This is a genomic window from Flocculibacter collagenilyticus (genome assembly GCF_016469335.1).
Lineage (GTDB): Bacteria > Pseudomonadota > Gammaproteobacteria > Enterobacterales > Alteromonadaceae > Flocculibacter > Flocculibacter collagenilyticus.
Genome location: NZ_CP059888.1, coordinates 1,290,423 through 1,315,041, shown reverse-complemented (window position 1 = coordinate 1,315,041; position 24,619 = coordinate 1,290,423). Strand labels below are relative to the sequence as shown.

The window sequence follows — 24,619 nt, the reverse complement described above, 5'->3', positions numbered from 1 at the left end:
GTTAAATTAACCCAATATAAAAAAATAAGCTACCAGAATTTCCTCATTCTAGCTTAATTCCCGTGCATTTTTTTAGGCTAAACGCTACTATGCGCAAAAAATTCCATAATTCACTAATAAAGGGGCTAAAATGCATAATTTTAGAGCAAGTGACCGCTGTCTTGAAGGTAAAACAATATTAGTCACAGGTGCTGGTGATGGTATAGGCCGTCAAGCCGCGTTGTCATATGCTCAATATGGAGCCACTGTAATTTTATTAGGTAAAACGGTTCAAAAACTTGAGTACGTATACGATGAGATTGTGGCTTTAAATAAAATGCAGCCAGCTATTATTCCGCTCGACTTACGTGGTGCAACTAAGCAAAACTACATTGATATGGCATCAACAATAGAACAACAGTTCGGTAAGCTTGATGGTGTTTTGCATAATGCCGGTTTATTTGTTGCGTTAAGCCCGCTTGCACATATTGCAGAAAAAGACTGGCTAGATATTATGCAGGTAAATGTTAATGCACCGTTTATAATGACTCAGGCGCTACTGCCTGTACTTAAAAAAGCTGAAAATGCATCAATCATTTTTACCTCAAGCGGTGTTGGCAGAAAAGGCAGGGCTTTTTGGGGTGCTTATTCTACCTCAAAGTTTGCAGTTGAAGGTTTAATGCAAACTATTGCCGATGAGTTTGAAAATACAAGCATTCGCTGTAACTGTATTAACCCTGGCGCGACGCGTACGATGATGCGCGCAAAAGCGTACCCGTCAGAGAACGTTGAAAACCTTAAAACACCTGAAGATATTATGTCACCGTATCTATATTTAATGTCTGATGAAAGTGTGAATACAACAGGTCAATCAATTGATGCTCAACCAAAAAACTAGCCTTTGACTAGTTTTACACTAAAAAAGGTGCCTTTACGCACCTTTTTTGATCATGACTCATACAGCTCAAAACGATTAATTAACTCTTACCGCTTTTCTTTCTGATATTATGCTTTTTTACCGCTCTGCGAATTTGTGCCGTTTGCTTTCTCTTAGCAGAACGTCGCTCTATTGGCTTAACTTTCGTTTCTCGCTCGGGTCTTAACTCAACTAACTTACGCAGGTAGTTCACCTTACCTAACTCAAGCTCTTTCCAGCCGCCCTGCGGTAGTGATTTTTCAAGCTCTAAATCGCCATAACGTACACGAATTAATCGCGAAACTTGCACCCCTTGAGATTCCCACAGGCGCCTAACTTCACGATTGCGACCTTCGGTTAGCATTACATGAAACCAATGATTAATGCCTTCTCCACCCGCATTCTTTATGCTTTTGAATTTAGCTGGTCCATCTTCAAGGGTTACGCCATTGCGTAAACGCTGTAACATTGCATCATCAACTTCACCAAATACGCGTACCGCATATTCACGCTCAATTTCAAATTTTGGATGCATTAAACGATTAGCCAGTTCGCCATCAGTGGTAAACATCAACAAGCCACTGGTGTTTATGTCCAACCTACCTATCGCAATCCAACGTCCTTCTCTTAACTTAGGTAGCCGATCAAATACCGTTTTTCTGCCCTCAGGATCATGGCGAGTGCATAATTCACCCTCAGGCTTATGGTACATAAGTACACGGCAAACCGTGTCTTGTTCACTGCTTATTTTTATCTCGCGGCCGTCAACTCTTACTTTTTGAGTTGGTTCAACACGATCGCCCAATGTAGCTACTTTGCCATCAACGCTTACGCGCCCTTCTGCAATGACAGACTCCATCTCACGACGCGATCCTACACCTGCTCGCGCAAGTACTTTTTGCAATTTTTCACTCATTAATTGTGACTTCTTCTTTGTTGTATTCTTTATTTTGTTGAAGAGAGCTGGTTAACTCTCCTTGACTGTTTAAATCAGATATTGAAACATCTTGTAACTCTGGCAATTGCTCTAACGCTTGCAACGAAAAATAATTCAAGAACTCGTTAGTTGTCGCATACAGTGCGGGCTTGCCCGGCACCTCTTTATGACCAATCACTTTTATCCAATCTCTTTCGATTAGCGTTTTAATAATAGTAGAACTTACGCTAACACCTCGAATATTTTCAATTTCACCTCTTGTAATTGGCTGTTTATACGCAATTAAAGAGAGCGTTTCGAGTAAAGCGCGGGAGTATTTCGGCGCTTTTTCTTGCCACATATTTGACAACCAAGGACTTAGCGATGTGTTGCTTTGAAATCGATAACCCGATGCAACTTTAACTAAGTTTATCCCTCTAGCCACGTAATCTAACTCTAAATCTTTTATGATTTTATTAATACGAGAATGACTCACATTCAAATCTAATAACACAGTCGCTTTCAACGATGCAGCTGTTTGAGGCGTATCAGATACAAAAATAGCGGCTTCAATCAGCTGTTTTAATTGTTCATCCGTTATCTTTGTCGCCATATCGTTATTTCATTGTTTGTTGACTAGCCTAATGTTAGGCGGAGTATTTTGGCCGACATTATGCCTGAAAGTGACGCGCTTTAACATTGATTTGCGTAAAAGGCGCTGTTTGAACAATATCTATATAAGACTCTTTAATCAGTTCTAACACTGCTAAAAAGGTTACTACCACACCTTGCTTCCCCTCCTCAACAGTAAACAAGGCCTCAAAGGGTACAAAGCCATCGGTACCATTTAAGTAAGCTAAAATAGCGCTCATTCTTTCTCGGGTAGAAAGTGCTTCTTTTTCGATATGGTGGTGACTAAATGCAGAAGCACGTTTTAAAACTTGTTGCATGGCGATGGCTAAGTCTTGCAGCGCCACGTTGGGTAATATGATTGTTGGTGAGCATCCCTCAGCAACATCAACATTTGCAAGATAAAAGTCGCGCGATTCACGTGGTAATAAATCGAGCTCCTGCGCAGAGTGTTTATACTTTTCATATTCTTGAAGGCGTTTTATTAATTCAGCTCTAGGGTCGTCAAACTCATCTGACGGGTGCGCATGAACTGGTAGTAATAGTCGACTTTTTATTTCAGCTAGAATTGCAGCCATAACTAAATACTCAGCCGCTAATTCAAGCTTTAAGTCTTTCATTAACTCTACATACTCCATGTATTGCAAAGTAATTTCTTGAATCGGTAAGTCGATAATGTCAAATTTTTGCTTTTTTATTAGATAAAGCAAAAAGTCGAGTGGTCCTTCAAAAGCATCTAAAAACACCTCAAGTGCTTCAGGAGGAATATAAAGATCTTCCGGTTGCTCAACTACCACTTCACCTCTAACAAACGCTAATGGCAGTGGCTGCTGAACCGTTATATCTGTAAAATTATCTTTTACCTCAGCTTGTTTACTCGTAACTTGTTGCTTTGTCATCAAAAATTATACGAAGTAATTATTCAAACGGTGATGGGTCACCATGCCCTACCCGCACTATCTCTGCATCCCCTTCAGAAAAATCAATCACTGTAGTTGGAGCTTCTGCTAAATAACCACCATGAATAATTAAATCGACCTGCTTTTCTAAATAATTGCGGATCTCATCAGGATCAGTTTCAGAAAACTCACTGCCCGGCAATATTAACGACGTCGACATTAATGGCTCGTCTAGTGCTTCAACTAACGCTTGTGTAATGTTGTGATCGGGAACCCGAATACCGATGGTTTTCTTTTTTGGATTTAACAAGCGTTTTGGTACTTCTTTGGTACCTTTAAAAATAAATGTATAGGCTCCAGGGGTATTGTTTTTTAACAACCTAAACGCAGTATTCTCAACCCGCGCATATACCGAAAGCTCTGATAAATCCTTGCACACTAAAGTAAAGTCGTGCTCTTTAGAAAGTTGACGGATTTGAATAATTCTATCTAACGCCTTTTTATCACCTAAATGACAACCAATTGCGTAGCCTGAATCGGTAGGGTAAACAACAACACCACCGTTATTAATAATTTCAACAGCTTGATTAATTAAACGTGCTTGTGGGTTTTCTGGATGCACGTGGAAAAACTGGCTCATTTATTATTTATCCTAATTTAGGTGAAACGTAATCATTAGTGTTGAAACAGGGTCCAAATTGGTTCACAACCTTTCGGAAGGTATAAATTTCTTCCAAGCTCTGTCCATGGCGATGGATAATGAAAGTCTGAACCAACCGATGCATAAAGTCCATATTCTTTAGCGTATATTGCCATTTGTTGCCGTTCAGACAATGCTTGTTGTGGCTGAGACACCTCCATACCGTCTCCACCTGCATTCTTGAACTCAATTAATAATCGGCGCAGCCACTTTGCGGTCATATCATAACGTGCAGGATGCGCGACTACTGCTACCCCACCAGCATCGTGAATCCACTGTACAGCTGTTGCAATATCAATCCATTGACTTGGGACATAGCCAGTTTTCCCACGACCAAGGTACTTTTTAAATACACCCTGCATTGACTTGGCGTGGCCTAACTGAATCAAGTATTTTGCAAAATGCGTACGACTTATCGCGGCATCACCGGCTAGTTTCTTAGCTTCTTCATAACCATTGACTATTCCCGCCTTGGCTAAGCGTCGTCCAATTTCCTGTGCGCGTTCTTCACGCTTTTCACGCTGCGTGAACAGCCGCTGCTGAAATTGTTCGCAATTCACATCAACATTCAAACCAACAATATGGATCTCAAAACTTGTCCACGATGTTGAAATTTCTACGCCGTTTATTAGTGTTAATGGTAGTTGTAAATTACTTACATATTCCTGCCCAACCGGTAAGGCCGAAATATTATCATGATCGGTAATAGCAAGAATATTTACACCTCTCTCTATAGCGCGATCGATAAGCTCAATTGGCGTTAAATTTCCGTCCGAATGGGTTGTATGGGAATGAAGATCATAAATTTGATGCATGTAAGGTGAATCGCCTTAGGTTTTACGAGCGCGTTGCGCTATGGCTGCGTGCATAAGCAATAATTGGAATGCACACATACTAACACGACTCCCCCATCAACCAAAGCAACACAAGGTTTAATGCCTTATGAAAGTGAGAAGTTACAAAAAAGCCACGCTAAATATACTTATTTGCGTGGCTGATATAAGTTAACGCTATGTTCTTAAACTGGGATGTACCCTAAAAAACAACGTTTGTAGATATTACCAGAAACGAATTTTAGTGCTTTTTCCAGGTAACCAGCTTTGACCGAAAACATCACCAACTTTAATGTACGCGCCGCCGCTATCTACTCTAGCAGTGCCACTTTTTGATGATTGAGCTTTCGTTCTCCACTTACCTTTCCAGTTGCGTGCTTTTATTTTGAACGAGCCTGTGTATTTAATTTTTGCTACACCCGCTTCAACTTTAGCGTTATAGCTAATAGATGATTCAAATTTAAAAACACCTAGATTTAGCTTAGGGCTAATAGAGAAGCTATTGATACCATCAGCTATCATCTTACCAGCAGACTGAGCAACGTTTTTTACATTAAACGATTTGCCACCAACCGATACTTTACCGTTACTAAAGCTTACTGCGCCAGACTGAGCCAAGCTAACCGTCAAATCAGAGATATCGTTAATTTTCTCTTTAGCACTGCTGAATGTAGTTGCAGCAGCATTTGCCGCAGCTTGACCAGCCATCAATACTTGTTCACCCGCTACACTTAGATAACCCACAACATCAACAATACCAGCGGCACCTTTACACAAGTCAACAGATACGCTACTTAAATTTTTGCCACCAATATTTAAAGATTGTGAACTAGATAGCTCTGTTCTACAGCTTGATTTACTTGCTTTAACGCTTGCCGTAAGGTCGGTGCCCATTACCTTTGTTGTACCTGATAATGTTAAACCAGACATATCAATTTGCTGGTAACCATTTAGCATATCTAAGCCAGCAATTTTAATGTCGCTTTCAGCGTAAAATGAAAAGTCCTGAATACCATAATTACCACCAAACTTTATGTAACCATTTGCTTTAAAGTTTGGATCAGTATCCATATTTGATTGGTTTAAAAGACGTACAACTTCATTACCCACGCCTCCCATGTTGCTAAAGTCAACGGTATCTTCAGCCCAAAAAGACAATACGTCAGAATCTTTATTCCAAGACCAAGTACCTTCTCCTAGCACTAAACTAAGATCAAGAGGGCCAACTGAACCTAAGCTAGCTTCAAGTTCAGCATTAGAGGCGATGTTCACGCTATTAATAGCAGACATTGGCATAAGCAGTTTGAAAACATCTTTCATGTTTCCAACATTGCCAGGGTCTAAATCAACCATCATGTGACCGTTCACATACAGTGGATATTGACCAAGTTGGAAGCCGCCTTTTACGAACAAGTTACCATCTAACGTATATGGATCGCTGCCGTCTAGACCAACCCACTCATTGCCGTCATATACAGGATAGTTAGCAGTAAAAGTCATGTAACCATGGTATGAAACCCCCACCGCTAAAGAGTCGTCACTTACACCGCTTGGCACCCAGCCTCCGCTGCCTAATACGTCACCTTCAACGTACCCCATTGGGTCAAGTGGGTCGAAAATCACTCTAAATTTCTGACCACCAGTATCTGAACTTGCTGTTAATGAACCACTCATAAATTCAGCACCAGCATTGGTGTCAAATTCGAATAAGAAATAGTGCTGAGTATCTTTTAAGCCAAATTCAAGCCCCCAATCCCCGTTCACATCAATCATATTCTGCATCACTAGGCCATTAGCAATACCGAACGCTACGCTTGGGCCACCCGCAGACATAAAGTTAAACTGTGAAGATGCCGAGCTTACATAATTGTTTGGTAAATCAGACAATTCACCATAAAACTGACCGTCACTACCCACTAACATGTAGTTTGGTGACATGTTAGTCATCACACCATTTAAGCCAGAAAGTGTGGCGCTGCTATCACAAAAATAATAGCTGTGATTACCTGTTGCATTTAGGTACTCTGAAGAAACGTCTTCCCACCCATCAGCACACTGAATACCAATGTTAAATGGACCTAATTGATAGTCCACTTTCATGCCATCTTGACTCAATTGTGCGCCGATAGTTAGATTCGCATTTTGCGCAGCATTTTTACTTGCCTGCATTACATTCAAAACGCGTTGGTTATTAAAGCCATGAAGGCCTGAAAGATCAGCAGCATGGGCAACACTCGTGCCCGCTAAAGTGATTGCTCCTAACACAGCAAAACGTAACGTTGAAGGTTTAAATCTCATGTTTAAATTTCTCAATTTATTATATTTATATATTGGCTGCCACATGCACTTACTGATGAGCTTGCAAAAACTTAATGAAGATCTGAAAGCTAACGCTAAATGCATGTTTTCGCTTTTATTAAGTGCGGTATGTTGTTATGGATATTGCTATTCACAACTACACTTAAAATCAAATTTTAGCGGTTCAAAGCAATACTGAGCAACATTTATTTACACTTTGAAAATAAAAACAATCCTTTAAAAACATAATGTTAACCCGATAATAGGGACTGTAAATGGCTTTCTTTTTGATTTCATTAATATTTTGTTAAGTAACTTGCGGAGCTCATAAACTACAAGGTGGGAAATACAACCATTATATAAATACTCTAAAACATAAACGTTTTTTAAATAAATATCCTAAGGGGGATTGACAACGTTAGCAGTAGGCTGTTTTACTAAGCACTACTGGATAGAGAGATAGTAATATTTCAATATCCAAACGATACGGTGATATTTAAAATATTTGGTGATAATGATTATGTTCAATAAAACTTCTTCTACACATTCTACTAAATGGTGGTGGCGCAACCTTTAAGGGTGGCGTGTAACGTGTAGTTATCAGTTTTATCGAAGATAACCAGTTTCATTAAACCCGCATAAAGCGGGTTTTTTTATGTCTGAGTTTTAGTTTTCAACACAATTTAAACCAGACAGATAAAAATAATTTTTATAGCTTTCAATATTTTATAAAAAGTTTTATAACAAGGCATAACATGAGCGCAGTCGCTTACATTGAACAAATGTACACAGAAAAAGTAATAAGCTGTAAAGAGCACCGTGATGTTAATCAACATAATTATACAAATTGCGTTTACAGTGCAAACAACTGGCAATGGTGGTGGCAATCTCGCAAGCGGGAGCATTAACTGTGGCCAACTGTTGGTCGTTATAAGTTAAGAGAAAACCCGCTTCACTATATTAGCGGGTTTTTTTATGTCAATTTAAATAGAAAAATTAAGTGGAATTAGCATGTTATTTAGCAATATTAATCATCACCCAGGTGAAGTTACCAGCATATCGCTTGAAGCGGACTACATAGAAGATCCGCTCGCGCTGTTTGCTCAGTTAAGCCAATCTACTCAAAACAACATGCTGCTGGAGTCAGCAGATGTGAGCAGTAAAGATAATTTAAAAAGTATACTGCTCATTGACAGTGCATTAAGAATTAGCTGCAACGCACAGCAAGTAACACTCGACGCTCTCTCTGAAAACGGCATGAGTCTACTGCCCTTTTTACAGCATCAGGCTAACCACCTTCATACTGACAAAGTTACATCTCACCTTGAAGGGAAAACGCTCACACTTACCTTTGCCAACACCTTAACAAAGTATGATGAAGACTCTAGGTTAAAGGCAACAAACTCATTTGATGGGATAAGAACGCTGCTAAATAGTATCTCAGCAAATAATGAACAACCCTTTGCGGTATTTTTAGGCGGGATCTTTGCGTACGACATGATTGCTAACTTTGAGTCGTTACCAAACGTTTCTTCACATGAAAATAATTGCCCTGATTATGTTTTTTACTTAGCAGAAACCTTGTTCGTTATTGATCATAAATTAAAAACAACCCAATTAATTGGTAATGTTTTTTCTGGTCAAGACGCTATTGCAAATTGTTTTGCTATAGGTCGCCGTTTAGAAATGTTACAGCAAACTGTACAGTCGACTATTCCACCTCTAACCAGAAACGCCATACCAGCAACGAACGGCGACATAACGGTAGACATTAGTGATGACGCTTTTTGCCTGCAAGTTCAAAAGCTAAAGCAACACATTGTTGAAGGCGACGTATTTCAAGTAGTGCCCTCTCGTACTTTTACCTTAGACTGCCCAGACTCGTTATATGCATACCAAGTCCTCAAAGAGCAAAACCCAAGCCCATATATGTTCTATGTTAACGATAGTGACTTTACGTTATTTGGCGCCTCGCCTGAGTCAGCACTAAAATATTGCGCCACTCATAATACCGTTGAAGTTTATCCCATTGCAGGCACACGAGGCCGTGGACGCAATGCGGATGGAAGTATTAATTTAGATCTGGACTGTCGCATAGAGCTTTCATTAAGAAATGACGAGAAAGAAAAAGCTGAACATATGATGCTTGTTGACCTAGCAAGAAATGATGTAGCTAAAATCTCAAAAAGTGGCACTCGCTTTGTTAAAGACCTGCTTCAAGTAGACCGTTATTCACATGTAATGCATTTAGTCTCTCGAGTTCAGGGGCAGCTTAGAGAAGATTTAGACGCCCTTCATGCCTATCAAGCTTGTATGAATATGGGCACCTTGGTTGGCGCGCCAAAAGTGAAAGCCGCCGAGCTAATTCGCCATACTGAACAAAAACGTCGTGGCAGTTACGGTGGTGCTGTAGGGTATTTAACGGGGCAAGGAGAAATGGACACGTGCATTGTGATACGTTCAGCATTTGTTCGAAATGGAAAGGCGCATATTCAAGCAGGTGCTGGCGTAGTATTTGACTCTGTGCCGCAAGCAGAAGCAGACGAAACACGTAAGAAAGCACAAGCTGTCATTACAGCCATTCAAACCGCCAATACACAAAGCCAAAATAAGAGTTAAGCCATGACAACAATATATTTAATCGACAACTTTGACTCGTTCACCTATAACTTGGTTGATGAATTTGCACAGTTAGGCTTTAACCTAAAAATTTACCGCAACAATGTGAGTGCTGACGCTATTAAAGCGTCGATGGATGTAGAGCACGAGCCGGTCGTATTAGTCCTTTCACCCGGACCGGGCAAACCCAGTACGGCTGGAAACCTATTAAAAATAATACAGCTTTGTGAGGGTAATTACCCGATGTTAGGTGTCTGTTTAGGGCATCAAGCCATTGTGGAGCATTTTGGTGGCACAGTAGGTAAAGCTGGGCAAACAATACACGGTAAAGTGTCTGATATTCAATTAACCTCTCACCCTATATTTGCAGGCCTAGGCCACTCAATGAGTGTAGCGCGCTACCACTCATTAATGGCAACCACGATTCCAAGTACACTCTCTGTAATTGCACAGTTTGAAGACGAACATTTCCCTGTTCCTATGGCTGTTATCCATGAAAATGCCTGCATCATTGGTTTACAGTTTCATCCCGAGTCCATCCTTACAACCCAAGGCGCAACCTTAATTCAACAGTGTTTGGCCTATTTAACAAAGAACAACACAACAAGCAGTGTGAAGGAGATATAGCATGAGTCAGGTTAATACCATTCAAGATGTATTAAACGTGTTATTAAATGGCGGCCAATTGGATCAGGCCAGTTGCACATTTTTCTTTGATAAAATCATGCAAGGTGAAGTATCAGACATTCAACTTTCAGCGGCATTAAGTGCACTGAAAGTTCGTGGTGAAACAGCTGAAGAGATTGCTGGTGCAGCCATTGCTATGAAAAACAATGCGCTACCATTTTCACGTCCAGATTATGACTTTGTTGATAGTTGTGGCACTGGTGGGGACGGCAGCAATACATTTAATATTTCTACTACCGCAGCTATTGTTGCAGCTAGCTGCGGGGTTAAAGTTGCCAAGCATGGCAATCGGAGCGTATCGTCTCAATCAGGATCTTCAGACTTATTAACAGAACTAGGCATAAACTTAACCATGTCGCCAGAAGTTGCCCGAACATGTTTAGATGAAACAGGCCTTACTTTTCTTTTTGCCCCGCATTATCACCAAGGTGTAAAACACGCAATGCCAGTTAGAACTGGCTTAAAAATCCGCACTCTGTTTAATTTATTGGGGCCTTTAATCAACCCTGCTGCCCCCAACTTTCAGTTAATGGGCGTCTATGATCCTGCGCTAATCAAAACCATTGCACATACTTTACAAAATTTAGGTGTTGAACAAGCCATGGTTGTCAATGGCGCCGGACTTGACGAAATGGCGATTCATGGTGAAACCCAAGTCGCACATTTACGAAATCACACAATCACAGAATACACACTGTCACCAAGCGATTTTGGACTAAGCACATACACGCTAACAGATATTGAAGGCGGCAGCCCGCAGCAAAATGCCTTAATTACCAAAGCAATATTGGCTGGCAAAGGTACTGAGGCACACAATGCCGTGATTGCCATTAATGTAGCCCCACTTCTGGTCATGCTAGGGTTGCAAGCAAGTTATAAAGCAGCAAGTTCATTTGTTTTAGAGGTATTGCAAAGTGGTAAACCAATGCAATTATTAGCCGAATTTGCCGAGCTAAGCCATAGCGGCGCTATAAAGCAGTAACACGATTGAAGAATAAAAAAAGAGTATAAATCATGACTAATATTTTAGAAAAAATCGTGGCTGACAAACGCGATGAAATCATACAACGCAAAAAATCTCATCCGTTAAGTACATTTGTAAATAATCTACAACCCTCATCAGTGAGTTTTTATGACGCTTTGGCCAAACCCACAACCAGCTTCATTCTTGAATGTAAAAAGGCATCTCCTTCTAAAGGCCTCATTCGCCCTGAATTTAATCTTAATGAGATTTGCTCAGTTTATAAAAATTATGCTGACTGTATATCCGTTCTTACCGACGAGAAGTATTTTCAAGGCAGCTTTGAGAATCTACAAAAAGTTCGAGCACTGGTGTCACAGCCTATTATTTGTAAAGACTTTTTTATTGATGAATACCAAGTTTATTTAGCTCGGCATGTAGGCGCTGATGCTGTTTTGCTGATGCTTTCAGTGCTAAAAGATGCAGAGTATAAACAGTTAGCTGAATTGGCCAGCTCGCTTAATATGGACGTGTTAACTGAGGTCAGCAATGAAGAAGAGGTTGAACGTGCTATAAATTTAAATGCGCGAATCATAGGTATTAATAATCGTAACTTACGGGACTTATCAACTAATTTAGCCACTACATTTAAGTTAGCTGAACTTATTCCTAAAGACCGATTAATTATTTCAGAGTCTGGCATTTATACTCATCGACAAGTAAAAACACTCAGTAACGTTGCAAATGGCTTTCTTGTTGGCAGCTCTTTAATGGCAGAACCAAATTTAGATGTTGCTTGTAAGAAGCTTATTTGGGGCGAAAACAAAGTATGCGGCTTAGCTAGAATAGTTGATGCCAGAGCTGCATACATGGCTGGCGCAGTTTATGGCGGGTTAATTTGTTATCCCAAGTCACCACGCTATGTAGATCTAGACTGTGCTAAAGCGATTACGCAAACGGTTCCCCTTGAATATGTAGGGGTTTTTGTAAACGAGCCTACACATAACGTATTAAAAATCGTAAATGCACTGAACTTAGCCGCTGTGCAACTGCATGGTGATGAAAGTAGCGGATACATACAAACACTAAAAGAAACATTACCTGAAACATGCAAAATATTTAAAGCGCACGCAATTTCAAATACCTCTGCAACAATCAATGAATTAGCCGACCGCACGCTATTTGATACAAAAGCAATTAAAGGCGAAGGGGTAAGTGGCGGAACTGGTAGACAGTTTAATTGGGCATTACTAAGTCATTTAAGTTTAGATGATAACTTCATTCTTGCTGGCGGTATCAATCCAAATGTCATCGATGAAGCCCTAAATATTGCAGCAAACGGACTAGATATAAACTCAGGGGTAGAAGTGAGTCCGGGTAAAAAAGATCTGCTTAAAATCAATCAAATTTTCGAAAAAATTAAACACTATTAGGACATAGAGTAATGAAAAAATTATCCGCTTATTTTGGCGAGTTCGGCGGCATGTTCGTTCCTGAACTGCTAGTACCCGCACTTGAACAGCTTGAACAGGCTTTTTCTGACGCGTACCAAGACGCTGAGTTTTTAGCCGAGTTTAACCAATTACTCACAGAGTATGCTGGTCGCCCTACACCGCTTACACTATGTAAAAACTTAACCAAAGGGACTAAAACAAAAATCTACCTAAAACGCGAAGACTTACTACATGGTGGCGCACATAAAACCAATCAAGTGCTAGGCCAAGCGTTGCTAACAAAGCGCATGGGCAAAAAAGAAGTGATAGCAGAAACCGGTGCTGGTCAGCACGGTGTCGCAACAGCGTTAGCCTGCGCCTTGTTAGGGTTAAAATGCCGCGTTTATATGGGGGCGAAGGACGTAGAGCGTCAGCAGCCAAACGTATTCAGAATGAAATTAATGGGTGCTGAAGTCATTCCAGTTACAGCAGGTAGCGGCACATTAAAAGATGCGGTAAATGAGGCACTCCGCGACTGGGCAGCAAACTACGATACTGCGCATTATTTACTTGGCACAGCAGCTGGCCCTCATCCATTTCCTACTATAGTGAAAGAGTTTCAAAAAATGATTGGCGAAGAAGCTAAACAGCAGCTGCTCAAAGCAGAGGGACAACTACCTGATAAAGTCATTGCTTGTATTGGTGGCGGCTCGAATGCAATTGGCATGTTCAGCGATTTTATCAAAGAAGATGGTGTACAACTTATCGGTGTTGAACCAGCAGGAAAAGGACTTAATACGCACGAACATGGTGCAGCATTAAATAAAGGGACTACTGGTATTTTGCACGGTGCCTTTACTTACATTATGCAAGACCAGCATGGTCAAATTGAAGAGTCGTATTCGGTATCGGCTGGACTTGATTATCCAGCCGTTGGGCCAGAGCACGCTCACTTAATGCAAATTGGTCGTGCTGAATATGTTGCTGCCACAGACGAAGAAGCATTAAGCGCATTTCAAGATTTAGCGAAGCGCGAAGGAATCATCCCAGCTCTTGAGTCCTCCCATGCACTAGCATATGCATTAAAATTAGCAAAAGAAAATCCTGAACAAGAGCAAGTGTTACTGGTTAACTTATCTGGTCGAGGCGATAAAGACTTAGCCCACGTTCACGCGATTTTAGAGCCAACCTCATCTACCAAAGGAGAAGCGTAATGAATACCCGTTATGACGCCATGTTTCATCACTTACGTGAACAAAAACAAGGAGCATTTGTTCCGTTTGTTACTATTGGTGATCCCAACCTTTCAACATCATTACGCATAATTAAAACGCTCATCGATAATGGTGCCGATGCGTTAGAACTAGGCATACCGTTTTCAGATCCCGTGGCGGATGGGCCGACCATACAAGCGGCAAATATTAGAGCACTTGACGCTGGAGTAACACCAAGTGACTGCTTCGAATTATTACGTGAAATAAGACTGTACGCTCCTAATATGCCAATCGGCCTGCTGTTATACAGCAACCTAGTTATGGCAAAAGGAATCGACAATTTCTACGCATTAATGAATGAAATAAGTGTCGATTCGGTGTTAGTTGCCGACGTGCCGTTAAGAGAGTGCAAGCCTTTTCGTCAAGCAGCAGTAAAGTATAACGTTGCACCTATTTTCATTGCCACACCAAACGCCAGCGATGATCGTTTACGTGAATTAGCATCCTATGGCCGAGGCTATACCTATTTACTTAGCCGCGCGGGTGTAACTGGTACTGAGACCGTTGCTCAAATGCCAGCTCAGGGTGCCATCAAGAAACTGCTTAACTACCATGCTGCGCCACCACTTTTAGGCTTTGGTATTTCACAACCAGAACATGTAAAAGAAGCAATTGCTAATGGTGCAGCGGGTGCTATTTCAGGTTCTGCAGTCGTTAACATTATCGAGCAGCATTTGGATGATGAAAGTTCGATGCTAAAACAACTGGGGGAGTTTATTGAAAATATGAAACAAGCCACCAAATAATTATTTTACCTCCCGCCTTAATAGGCTGTGTTTTTCTACACAGCCTTTCCAAACACTCAGCACCAAGCACTACCTGTAATCATGTAGCCCATCGCTAGATTACTCTTTTACTCGTCTAGGCTCCTTGGTATCATCTACTCTGTGAACATTGTTTGTTCACTAAGTTGATTCACTTTTGAACTTGGAATTCTGAATGAAAGCTATCTTAGAATATGGCCCGTTAATTGTTTTTTTTGTTTTTTATAAACTATTTGATATTTACTGGGCAACGGGCGCTTTAATGGTAGGTGCTGTTATTAGTGTCGCCTATATATACGCAACAGAAAAAACGGTTAGTAAACGACTCTTAGTGCTATACGGGTTCGTACTTTTTGCAGGTGGACTCACGTTGTTTTTTCAAGACGACACTTTCTTAAAATGGAAGGTTAGCGTTGTGTATGGCTTATTTGGCTTAGCGCTACTGGTTAGCCGCTACGGTTTCAAAAAAAATCTACTACGCGAAGGTTTAAAAGAAAAGTTAGAATTGCCGAATAACATTTGGGATCGCACCAATCTTGCGTGGGCCAGTTTATTCTTTCTCATCGCGGTAGCAAATGTGTATGTTGCTTTTAGTATGTCTCAGGATACATGGGTTAACTTCAAGGTATTTGGCATAACGGCAATTACTTTTGTGTTTGTATTCATTAATATTTTAATGATTTACAAGTATTTACCTGAGGAAGAAGAAGAGAAGAAAGAGCAATAACTACCTAAATTATCTATCACCAAAGTGAAGCTAACAGAGTATATCGCTGTTAGCTTCAGCGGTTAACCCAATTACACTAGCGCTTCATTTGGGAAACTTCATAAACCAACGTATTACTTAATTCTTCGGCTCGAGCTGCACTTTCTAAAGACGCTCTTAACGAGCCTAATGCTCTTCCCATTTGTTCTACAATCATATCTGAATTGCTAACTTGCTCTCTGACTTGATCAATAACACTTTCAACCGACTTCGAGCTTTCTTGAGCAATGCCAGTCAGTGTATTTAGCTTTTCTGAGGTTTCGTCAGCAATTGACACGCTTTCATCAATTAATACCTCTACATCTTTTTGCTTGGTAATAATTGAGTCTGAAATATCCATTATCTTTTTCATTTCAGTTTGAATTTGATCGGCTGAACTGTTCGCCGTATTTGCTAATGATCTAACCTCATCCGCAACAACGGCGAAACCACGACCGTGTTCACCAGCCCTCGCGGCTTCAATTGCAGCGTTTAACGCAAGTAAGTTGGTTTGCTCAGCAATGCCTTTAATCGCTTCTACTAGGTGGTCGATATTCTTACTGTTCTCACTCAAGCTCGATAACAAATCCGTAAACTCAGAAATAAGTTGAGCAGAGTTACCAATTTTCGACACTAAGGTATTAATTTGATCAATACAGTCTTTACTCGTACTACTTGTTTCTGATGCTGACTCAAAAGAGGTTTGAGATAAATTTTCAATATCGCGGGATTGATCAACAAAACCACTTACAATACGGTGACTGTCTTCTAGTTGCGCTATGTCTTGATTAGCTGAGCGATTAATTTGCTGTGTTGCAACAGCAATTTCTTCAGCTAATTCTCCTGCAGCACTTCCCGAAATTTCATCTAGTTTCGCTGCTTTTGCTTTTAACTCTTGCAGCTCTTGCGTATCAACAAGGGTTTGCCCTTCTGGAATGCTCGGTTTCAACCAACTCAACATAGCTTTTTATTCCTTAATTATTTTGTTCAAACAATCACATATCAGTTATATCGGTAAAAACAATTACACCTTAAGTTAATTTAGCAAAAATTTTCATTTATACATCATTAATTTAAAAGTCAGTTATAAAGTTGTCTATAACGTGGTGGGAAAAATGCAGTAGAAACCCTCTACCTGCAAATACAGGCTGTACCTTATTTGTATAAACAGTAAACAATTTATTGAAAAATGTAGCCACCGTAGTTAATACACGCTAGTGACCATGTTCCATTATTTTGTATAAAGTGCTATCTTCCTTAAAAACAGTGGTTCACAGACCTTATCTCATTAGCTTTTGTATGGACGTTTCCTTATGCTATTTTATGCCGCTCGTCAGCCAATTTTAGATGTTAATAAAGAGCTTTTTGCTTACGAACTTTTATTTAGAGAAGGAATTGACAACGTATTCCCAAATATTGATGGAGATGAAGCTACTTCAAAAATAATTACTGGGAGTCAATTTGCATTTAGTGTAGAAGACTTTACTGGAGACAAGCCTGCGTTTATTAACTTTACCCTTGAAACACTTCAAAAAAAATATCCCACTTTGATTCCTAATCACCAAGTTGTGGTTGAAGTGTTAGAAACTGTTCAACCAGGTAAGCGATTACTGCGAGAGTGTAAAGAGTTAAAAGAGAAAGGCTATACGCTTGCATTAGATGACTATGAGCATCAACCTGTTTGGAAACACTTTTTCCCGTATATCGATATTATTAAAATTGATTTTCAAATTAGTTCAATTGACGATATCAAGCAGTTAATTACGGTATTAAAGCCCTACCCGCACATCAAATTACTCGCTGAAAAAGTTGAAACAAATGAACAATTTGAGACCGCAAAATCATTAGGTTTTGCATATTTTCAGGGGTACTTTTTCTCAAAGCCTGAAATTATGCACGCTAAAAGCTTGTCTCCCTCTCAAATGACACTCGCTGAATTATTGTATGAAACCTCTAAATCTGAGATGGATTTACAAAAAATCACTCAAGTATTTGAACGTGATATTAATCTTTCATATAAATTATTGAGATATTCAAACAGCGCCGCATTTAAGAGACGCACCGAGATTAGTACCATTAAACAAGCACTGATTGTTTTAGGCAGTGCTGAACTTAAAAAATTCCTTTCTGTACTGTTCACAGCGCAAGTATCAAATGACAAACCTGCTGAATTAATGGGAATGGCGATGACCCGTGCTCGCTTTTGTGAAGGTTTAGCAGAGCTACACAATAAAATTCAAGACACACCGATGGCATTTTTGACCGGCATGATGTCATTAATTGATGCAATACTAGATGAAAAAATGGAAAGCGTTTTAGAAAAGCTGCCATTAGCTCAAGATATCAAAAATGCATTAATTAATGGAGAGGGTTTATTAGCGGATTACTTAACACTGGTAAAACACTATGAAAGTGCTGACTGGGATAAAGCTAACGAGAAAATAGCAGAGTTAACGCTGCCGTCTCAACAAATTCCAAATATTTACCACGATGCTGTTCAATGGTCTAATGAGCAGATGAAAGCGATGAATGAACAAAGCTAGCTAAGATTAAAATAGTTCGCATCGACGCTATTTTTACCTATACGAAAAACACGAAAAAGGGAGATTTATCTCCCTTCTAATTTCAACACTGTCAAAGTAACTTTTATAGTGTTAAGCGCTCTTTATTCTTTTCTAAGAACTTTTTGCCAATTCCTTTGACGTTTGTTATTTCTTCCACTGTGCTGAACGCTCCATACGCATCTCGATATTCAATAATCGCAAGTGCTTTCTTTTCACCAATACCTTTAATTTCCATTAAAGTTTGTTGATCAGCACTATTAATATTTATAACCTTAACCACCTGCTGACTAGCACGACTTTGCTCATCATTATTTGCAGAGGCTTGGTTAGTAAAAGAAATTGCGATAAAAAGCACGAAGAATACGTGTAGAAGTGTTTTGTTCATAGTTAACATCCTTTTGTTAAAATTATCCTATTTGCCGAAGCAGCTTATTTATACTTAATCTCAACCTCTAATTCAACGCAAAATGTTACACTTTCATTAAAATGAGAATAAAGTGTTACACTGGCATTGATAATTCCACATATCTGGCATTTGGTATTCAATCAAAGCGCTTTTGCTAACTAATTATTTTTTAAAGAAAAGTATTTATCTGCAGCTATCCATACAGAAAATATAACATTCCAACCACAGATAGCGAGTAAATTACTGATACTTTATAACCAGTTTTTGCAAACTCTTGATTAGTAAAGTTACCCGCATTAAACACTATAAGATTCGTTTGGTAGCTATGAGGGAATATAAAGCTTGCACTGGCACCAAACACTACAGCCATAATGCTTGCTAACATATATTCTTCACCTAGCATCTGACCTATTGAGTAAGCGATAGGAAACGCAATAGCTGCGGCGGCATTATTGGTGACTAGCTCTGTAAGAATTAAAGTTAAGACATATATTGCAATCAACAAGATTATCGGGCTGGCAATATCAAAGCTAAATACCACCTGGGTAAACTGCTGAATGTAATAGCTTTCAATGACTGATGCAATGGATAAGGCAGAAGTAACAAGCATCCATAACTCAAATGGAAAGCGCCGTTTAAGATCGGCCGTATTAACCAACCCAAATACTACGGCACAAAAAATGAAAAGACTTAATGAAAGTTCAAAAGGAACAAGTTGTGCAATACCAGCCACGATGGCAGAAATAAAGCCGACGACTGCGAAAATTTCCTGCACTCTGTTGAGTGAATATCGATGAGCAATTTGTTTATCAATTAAATAAAAGTTCTTTCGAACGTTTTGGCGCTTCAAAAAGTCACTTCCAGTAGCTAAGACCAACAAATCGCCAGCGATTAACTTAACTTTACCCAAACCACCGGATATACGCTCACCGTCGCGTTTAATGGCAACCACAGCGGCATCAAACTGAGTTCTAAATTCAATCTGTTTAAGTGTTCTTCCTATCAAAGTGGATTTATTCGACACTATCACCTTGGTTAAGTTTCTTGTTAATGCGCCTTCAGGCGAGGCGAAAAGCGCTAACCCATCAAAGCCTTGCAGTAAACCTACACTCTCTACGCTACCACTAAATATTAACTTATCGCCCTCGCATATATTCTCGTTAGGCGCTACAGGGCTAATTAAACGATTACCGCGATAAATTTCAACTAAAAAAAGTTGCTCAAGTTGACGAAGATTATTCTCAGCCACTGACTTTCCAATAAGAGCTGAACCACTTTTTACTTTAGCCTCAACAAAGTAATCCTCTGTAGCCTGCTGCCCCGCTTTTGCTTCTTTCACATTTCGCGATAAATAAAATAAACAAAACGACGTAATGATTGCCGTTGGAATACCAATTTTAAGAAACACAGTATAATCTAGCGTGCTATGCCCTTTGTCTAACCAAAAGCTATTTACGATTAAATTTGTAGATGTTCCCACAATAGTGAGGGTACCACCCAAAATTGCGCAATAAGAAAGCGGAATAAGCAGCTTACGCGCATAGGGACGTGCGCTTGCATTTATTACACTAACAAAAGATGCTACCACCGCAGTATTAGACAATGCAGAGGACATTAAGATAGTAAGTACTGACATCCGCAAATAACTCATAGAAAACGAGGTATTCAATAATCTATCAGCAACACGTTGTAATACTTTTGTGCGTTCTAAAATATTGGCAGAGAGAATAAGCAGCACAAGTGTGACCACACCTGAATTAATGCCGTTTTGTAATATTTGGTTGGTTTCAATATAGCCAGATGCAAGCAAAACAATTACAGCTGTAAGAAATAATTTAGAAGGATGTAGATTAGAAAAGATAAGTGACGCAAAAAGGCCACAAAATACAACAAGTGGAAAGTAATGACCTAACATAAGCATTCCATCATTATGTCTAATTCCTTAACTTGACTCAGTTACAATCACTTACTCTTATCGTGTGATAATTGAATGATTAATGATGGCTAACACCTAATAAACCATGTTAGCCACCAATAATGTGCGATATAACTATTTATAACTTAGTAATATCCTTTGCTTCCCAGTGTGGAAAGTGTTTTCTAACAAGTTGGTTCAGCTCCAACTCAAATTCTGGCCAATTCACTTCATTTGCAGTTGTGCCAACATCAGAGTTTTCATCCGCAGCAGCGTCAATCATTCCAGCGCCAACAGTCACATTAGTGAGTCTATCAATAACGATAAACGCCCCTGTTGTTTGATTAAATTGATAGTTATCAAAAATAAAAGGCTTTTCTAATGAAATATTCACTTCACCAATTTCATTCAGCGCTAACGTCTCAGCATCATTATGCTCAAGCGTATTTACATCAATACGATGCGCCACTTTACTTACTTTACCTGAACTGGTTTGGGTAGCTAATTTAAAATCATAAGTTTTTTTCAGGCTTAAACCTTCTTCTGCCATCCAAATTAACTTAGCCTTTATCGACTTAGCTTGTAATGGTTCCATACCTGGCTTCGTTAGTACATCACCTCGGCTTACATCAATTTCATCTTCTAATGTTAGTGTAATAGCCTGACCTGGATAGGCGGTATTTAAATCGCCATCAAAAGTAACGATACTTGCTACTTTAGAGGTTTTCTTAGAAGGTAAAGCAATAACTTCATCACCAACATTAATGGTACCCGCAGCAATAGTGCCACAGAAGCCTCTAAAGTCTAAATTAGGTCGGTTAACGTATTGCACCGGTAACCTAAAGTTTGCAAAGTCTTTGTCTTTTGATATTTCGATTGTCTCTAACAGCGGCATTAATGGCTGATCTTTATACCAAGACATGTTATCGCTTTGCTGAACTACGTTGTCACCGTTAAGTGCTGAGATAGGCGTATAATTAATATCTTTTAAACCTATCGACTTTGCAAAGTTTGCGTAGTCTTGTTTAATTTCGTTGTATCTCTCTTCACTGTAATCCACTAAGTCCATTTTATTAATGGCAACTACGATATGTTTAATGCCAAGTAAAGATACAATAAAGCTATGGCGCTTAGTTTGCGTTTGTACGCCATAACGCGCATCAATTAGAATAATCGCCAAATCACAGGTCGAAGCGCCCGTAGCCATATTTCTGGTGTATTGCTCATGCCCAGGAGTATCGGCAATAATAAATTTACGCTTTTCAGTAGAGAAATAACGATAAGCAACGTCAATCGTAATGCCCTGCTCACGCTCAGATTGGAGGCCATCAACTAGAAGAGCTAAATCTAACTTCTCACCGGTTGTCCCCATTTTTTTACTATCAACGGTTAGTGCAGCTAAATGATCTTCAAAAATCATTTTTGAGTCGTGCAGTAATCTACCAATTAAAGTACTTTTTCCATCATCTACACTGCCGCAAGTAAGTAGGCGAAGTAATTGTTTGTTTTCGTGTTGCTTTAAATAAGCATGGATATCTTTTTCAATTAAATTAGTTTCATTATTCATAATTATTTACTCAGAAAGCGGCATCACCATAAAGTATTAATACCGAGTTATACGCTTCCTTCTCTCTTCACCTGAAATTAAGTATTAAAATATGCAATTACGATTGTGCGATAAAAAACGGGTTCAGTACGCTTTCTTTTTGGTTATAAGCCAATCTTTCGTTCGTTTCAAAATCAATAACTTTACCACCAGCGGCCTCTAGCACTGCTTGCGCAGCACCTGTGTCCCACTCCGAAGTAGGTCCTAGTCGAGGGTAAATATCGGCATTTCCTTCAGCAATGACACAAAATTTAAGCGAGCTCCCCATCGGCACCATTTCAACTTGATCAAACTGCTCTAAATAGTCTGCTAATTGTGGGCTAGGATGTGAACGACTACCCACAACTCGAGTCATTGAGTTTGACGTTAAATTAGCCGAAGTTACTGATAGCTCAGTAATATTTCCAGCCTCTTCAACAAAAGCACCATATTCCACACTGCCCCAATAACATTTACCCAACACAGGAGCATACACTACGCCCATTACTGGGAAACCATCATGAATTAAAGCTATATTCACGGTGAACTCACCGTTTTTCTTAATAAATTCTTTCGTGCCATCTAATGGGTCAACTAACCAGTAAGTTCCCCATTGCTGCCTTTCTTGCCATGAAATAGCAGAAGATTCTTCACTTAGTACTGGGTAGTCAGATAATTTGTTTAAGGCATTTACAATGACTTCATTTGCAGCCAAATCTGCTTCTGTTAAAGGGCTGTTATCTTCCTTTTCAGTAGCAGTATATTCACGATGATAAATTTCAAGAATTTTACTTCCCGCTTCTATCGCAATAGCTTTCACTTCATCTATTAATTTAACTGTGACCATCAACATTAATCCTTTACGTTTTCTTGAGTATCTACAATGTAACCACACTCAACAAGGTAGTTAATTGTCTGTCCGACGAGTTCTTCAATAGAATACTCAGCTGTCTTTAAAACTAACTCAGGGTTTGTTGGCGATTCATAAGGAGAAGAAATACCAGTAAAATCTTTTATCTCGCCAGCACGGGCCTTTTGATACAACCCTTTAGGATCTCTTTGCTCACAAACTTCAATTGGCGTATCAACAAAAATTTCAATGAACTCGTTTTCAGCAAGTAGCTTTCTTGCTTGTTCACGATCTTGTTTGAAAGGTGATATAAATGCCGTTAAAACAAATAAACCGGCATCAACGAATAGGTGAGAAACATGCGCTATGCGCCTAATGTTTTCTTGTCTGTCATGATCCGAAAAGCTTAAGTCTTCACATAATCCATGCCGAATATTATCACCGTCAAGCAAATAACTGTGTAAGTTCAATTCGTTTAATTTACGCTCGACCGCATTCGCAAGTGTTGATTTGCCTGAGCCACTTAACCCGGTAAACCAAAGCACTGCTGGTTTTTGATTTTTTATTTTTGCTCGATCATTTTTGTCGACATGCTGAGAGTGCCAAACAATATTCTCGTTAATAGAATTCATTAACTGTGACTCTTTTTTTGATATAAAAATATTAGATACCAGCCATTAGCGCATTAACGCTAGAAGTACCCTTCCATTTTTTTCTTTTCCATTGAGCCCGCAGAGTCACTGTCAATTACTCGCCCTTGGCGTTCAGAGGTTTTTGTCAGCAACATTTCTTGAATAACTTCTGGTAACGTTTCAGCATTCGATTCAACAGCACCGGTTAGTGGGTAACAACCAAGTGTTCTGAATCTTACTTTTTCCATTTTTGGCTTTTCGTTTTCAGCTAAAGGAATACGATCGTCATCAACCATTATTTTAACGCCGTCTCGCTCTACAACAGGACGTTCTTTAGCTAAATATAAAGGAACAATATCGATGTTTTCTAAGTAAATGTATTGCCAAATATCTAGTTCAGTCCAGTTAGATAAAGGAAAGACACGGATACTTTCGCCTTTATTCACTTTGCCGTTGTATACGTTCCATAATTCTGGACGCTGATTTTTTGGATCCCAACGATGGTTTTCATCACGGAATGAATATACACGCTCTTTTGCACGAGATTTTTCTTCATCACGACGTGCGCCACCAAATGCTGCATCAAACCCGTGAATATTTAACGCATTTTTCAACCCTTGAGTTTTCATAATATCGGTGTGCTTTGCACTACCATGTTTAAACGGGCTAATCCCCATATCTAAGCCTTCAGGGTTTTTATATACAATGAGATCGAAGTTATATTCTTTTGCCAAACGATCACGAAATTCAATCATTTCTTTGAATTTCCAGTTTGTATCAACATGCAGTAACGGGAAAGGAATTTTACCTGGATAAAAGGCTTTACGGGCTAAGTGAAGCAATACTGAGGAATCTTTACCGATAGAGTAAAGCATGACTGGGTTGTCAAATTCCGCAACCACTTCCCTTATGATATGAATACTTTCAGCTTCAAGTTGCTTTAAATGCGTTTCGTTATATTGACTCACTCTTTAACCCTTTTTTCATCATCAAATGCGATTCTTCGCATCATT

General features: G+C 39.5%; 22 protein-coding genes. 9 read left to right on the top strand and 13 right to left on the bottom strand.

The window, feature by feature from the left end; all coding sequences use genetic code 11:
* Positions 1-130: 130 nt before the first annotated feature.
* On the top strand, positions 131-877 hold the full coding sequence (locus HUU81_RS05790; protein ID WP_199611316.1) for a YciK family oxidoreductase: 747 nt from the start codon (positions 131-133) through the stop codon (positions 875-877).
* Between the two features lie 79 nt (positions 878-956).
* On the opposite strand, the gene rluB is transcribed toward HUU81_RS05790, so the two are convergent.
* The 6 genes from rluB to HUU81_RS05760 all read right to left on the bottom strand — a co-directional run bounded on the left by rluB (position 957) and on the right by HUU81_RS05760 (position 7,171).
* A complete protein-coding gene (gene rluB / locus HUU81_RS05785) occupies positions 957-1,811 on the bottom strand; it encodes a 23S rRNA pseudouridine(2605) synthase RluB (protein ID WP_199611315.1) in 855 nt (284 codons plus the stop codon).
* Positions 1,804-2,424 carry an SMC-Scp complex subunit ScpB gene (gene scpB / locus HUU81_RS05780; protein ID WP_199611314.1) on the bottom strand — a complete coding sequence of 207 codons (621 nt, stop codon included), beginning with the start codon at positions 2,422-2,424 and terminating at the stop codon, positions 1,804-1,806. The genes rluB and scpB overlap by 8 nt, the downstream gene beginning before the upstream one ends.
* Before the next feature lie 58 nt (positions 2,425-2,482).
* Positions 2,483-3,340: a segregation and condensation protein A gene (locus tag HUU81_RS05775; protein WP_199611313.1), complete on the bottom strand. Its 858-nt coding sequence runs from the start codon at positions 3,338-3,340 to the stop codon at positions 2,483-2,485.
* 19 nt (positions 3,341-3,359) lie between these two features.
* Positions 3,360-3,980, bottom strand: a complete 621-nt coding sequence (locus tag HUU81_RS05770) for an L-threonylcarbamoyladenylate synthase (RefSeq protein WP_199611312.1) — start codon at positions 3,978-3,980, stop codon at positions 3,360-3,362.
* 35 nt (positions 3,981-4,015) lie between these two features.
* Positions 4,016-4,855: an RNase RNM gene (gene rnm / locus HUU81_RS05765; protein WP_199611311.1), complete on the bottom strand. Its 840-nt coding sequence runs from the start codon at positions 4,853-4,855 to the stop codon at positions 4,016-4,018.
* Between the two features lie 243 nt (positions 4,856-5,098).
* Positions 5,099-7,171, bottom strand: coding sequence for a hypothetical protein (locus HUU81_RS05760; protein ID WP_199611310.1), 2,073 nt, complete (start codon positions 7,169-7,171; stop codon positions 5,099-5,101).
* A gap of 1,011 nt (positions 7,172-8,182) precedes the next feature.
* Here HUU81_RS05760 and HUU81_RS05755 point away from each other — a divergent pair.
* From HUU81_RS05755 to HUU81_RS05725, 7 genes are all read left to right on the top strand, one after another.
* Positions 8,183-9,790, top strand: a complete 1,608-nt coding sequence (locus HUU81_RS05755) for an anthranilate synthase component 1 (RefSeq protein ID WP_199611309.1) — start codon at positions 8,183-8,185, stop codon at positions 9,788-9,790.
* 3 nt (positions 9,791-9,793) lie between these two features.
* On the top strand, positions 9,794-10,417 hold the full coding sequence (locus HUU81_RS05750) for an aminodeoxychorismate/anthranilate synthase component II (protein WP_199611308.1): 624 nt from the start codon (positions 9,794-9,796) through the stop codon (positions 10,415-10,417).
* A gap of 1 nt (position 10,418) precedes the next feature.
* A complete protein-coding gene (trpD, locus tag HUU81_RS05745) occupies positions 10,419-11,459 on the top strand; it encodes an anthranilate phosphoribosyltransferase (protein ID WP_199611307.1) in 1,041 nt (346 codons plus the stop codon).
* A 32-nt stretch (positions 11,460-11,491) separates the two neighbouring features.
* Complete coding sequence (gene trpCF / locus HUU81_RS05740; protein WP_199611306.1) at positions 11,492-12,871, top strand: bifunctional indole-3-glycerol-phosphate synthase TrpC/phosphoribosylanthranilate isomerase TrpF; 1,380 nt, start codon at positions 11,492-11,494, stop codon at positions 12,869-12,871.
* 11 nt (positions 12,872-12,882) lie between these two features.
* On the top strand, positions 12,883-14,085 hold the full coding sequence (gene trpB / locus HUU81_RS05735) for a tryptophan synthase subunit beta (RefSeq protein WP_199611305.1): 1,203 nt from the start codon (positions 12,883-12,885) through the stop codon (positions 14,083-14,085).
* Positions 14,085-14,891 (top strand): tryptophan synthase subunit alpha, encoded by an 807-nt coding sequence (gene trpA, locus HUU81_RS05730; RefSeq protein WP_199611304.1) that lies wholly within the window; start codon positions 14,085-14,087, stop codon positions 14,889-14,891. Before trpB ends, trpA begins: the two co-directional genes overlap by 1 nt.
* A 193-nt stretch (positions 14,892-15,084) precedes the next feature.
* Positions 15,085-15,636: a septation protein A gene (locus HUU81_RS05725; protein WP_199611303.1), complete on the top strand. Its 552-nt coding sequence runs from the start codon at positions 15,085-15,087 to the stop codon at positions 15,634-15,636.
* Between the two features lie 76 nt (positions 15,637-15,712).
* Here the strand turns inward: HUU81_RS05725 and HUU81_RS17565 are convergent, their stop codons facing one another.
* Positions 15,713-16,615 carry a methyl-accepting chemotaxis protein gene (locus tag HUU81_RS17565; RefSeq protein ID WP_199611302.1) on the bottom strand — a complete coding sequence of 301 codons (903 nt, stop codon included), beginning with the start codon at positions 16,613-16,615 and terminating at the stop codon, positions 15,713-15,715.
* A 352-nt stretch (positions 16,616-16,967) separates the two neighbouring features.
* On the opposite strand from HUU81_RS17565, the gene HUU81_RS05715 reads away from it, so the two are divergent.
* The gene (locus HUU81_RS05715) at positions 16,968-18,197 is read left to right on the top strand and encodes an EAL and HDOD domain-containing protein (protein WP_199611301.1); all 1,230 of its coding nucleotides are present in this window, start codon (positions 16,968-16,970) and stop codon (positions 18,195-18,197) included.
* A gap of 103 nt (positions 18,198-18,300) precedes the next feature.
* Here the strand turns inward: HUU81_RS05715 and HUU81_RS05710 are convergent, their stop codons facing one another.
* The 6 genes from HUU81_RS05710 to cysD form a co-directional block, all read right to left on the bottom strand.
* Positions 18,301-18,603, bottom strand: a complete 303-nt coding sequence (locus tag HUU81_RS05710; protein WP_199611300.1) for a ComEA family DNA-binding protein — start codon at positions 18,601-18,603, stop codon at positions 18,301-18,303.
* A 214-nt stretch (positions 18,604-18,817) separates the two neighbouring features.
* Entirely contained in the window at positions 18,818-20,539 is a 1,722-nt protein-coding gene (locus tag HUU81_RS05705) for an SLC13 family permease (RefSeq protein ID WP_199611299.1), read from the bottom strand.
* Between the two features lie 139 nt (positions 20,540-20,678).
* Entirely contained in the window at positions 20,679-22,106 is a 1,428-nt protein-coding gene (gene cysN, locus HUU81_RS05700) for a sulfate adenylyltransferase subunit CysN (protein ID WP_199611298.1), read from the bottom strand.
* Positions 22,107-22,203: 97 nt separating this feature from the next.
* Positions 22,204-22,971 (bottom strand): 3'(2'),5'-bisphosphate nucleotidase CysQ, encoded by a 768-nt coding sequence (cysQ, locus tag HUU81_RS05695; protein WP_199611297.1) that lies wholly within the window; start codon positions 22,969-22,971, stop codon positions 22,204-22,206.
* A 5-nt stretch (positions 22,972-22,976) separates the two neighbouring features.
* Positions 22,977-23,597 carry an adenylyl-sulfate kinase gene (gene cysC, locus HUU81_RS05690; protein WP_233520611.1) on the bottom strand — a complete coding sequence of 207 codons (621 nt, stop codon included), beginning with the start codon at positions 23,595-23,597 and terminating at the stop codon, positions 22,977-22,979.
* A 68-nt stretch (positions 23,598-23,665) separates the two neighbouring features.
* A complete protein-coding gene (cysD, locus tag HUU81_RS05685) occupies positions 23,666-24,574 on the bottom strand; it encodes a sulfate adenylyltransferase subunit CysD (RefSeq protein ID WP_199611295.1) in 909 nt (302 codons plus the stop codon).
* Between the last annotated feature and the right edge of the window lie 45 nt (positions 24,575-24,619).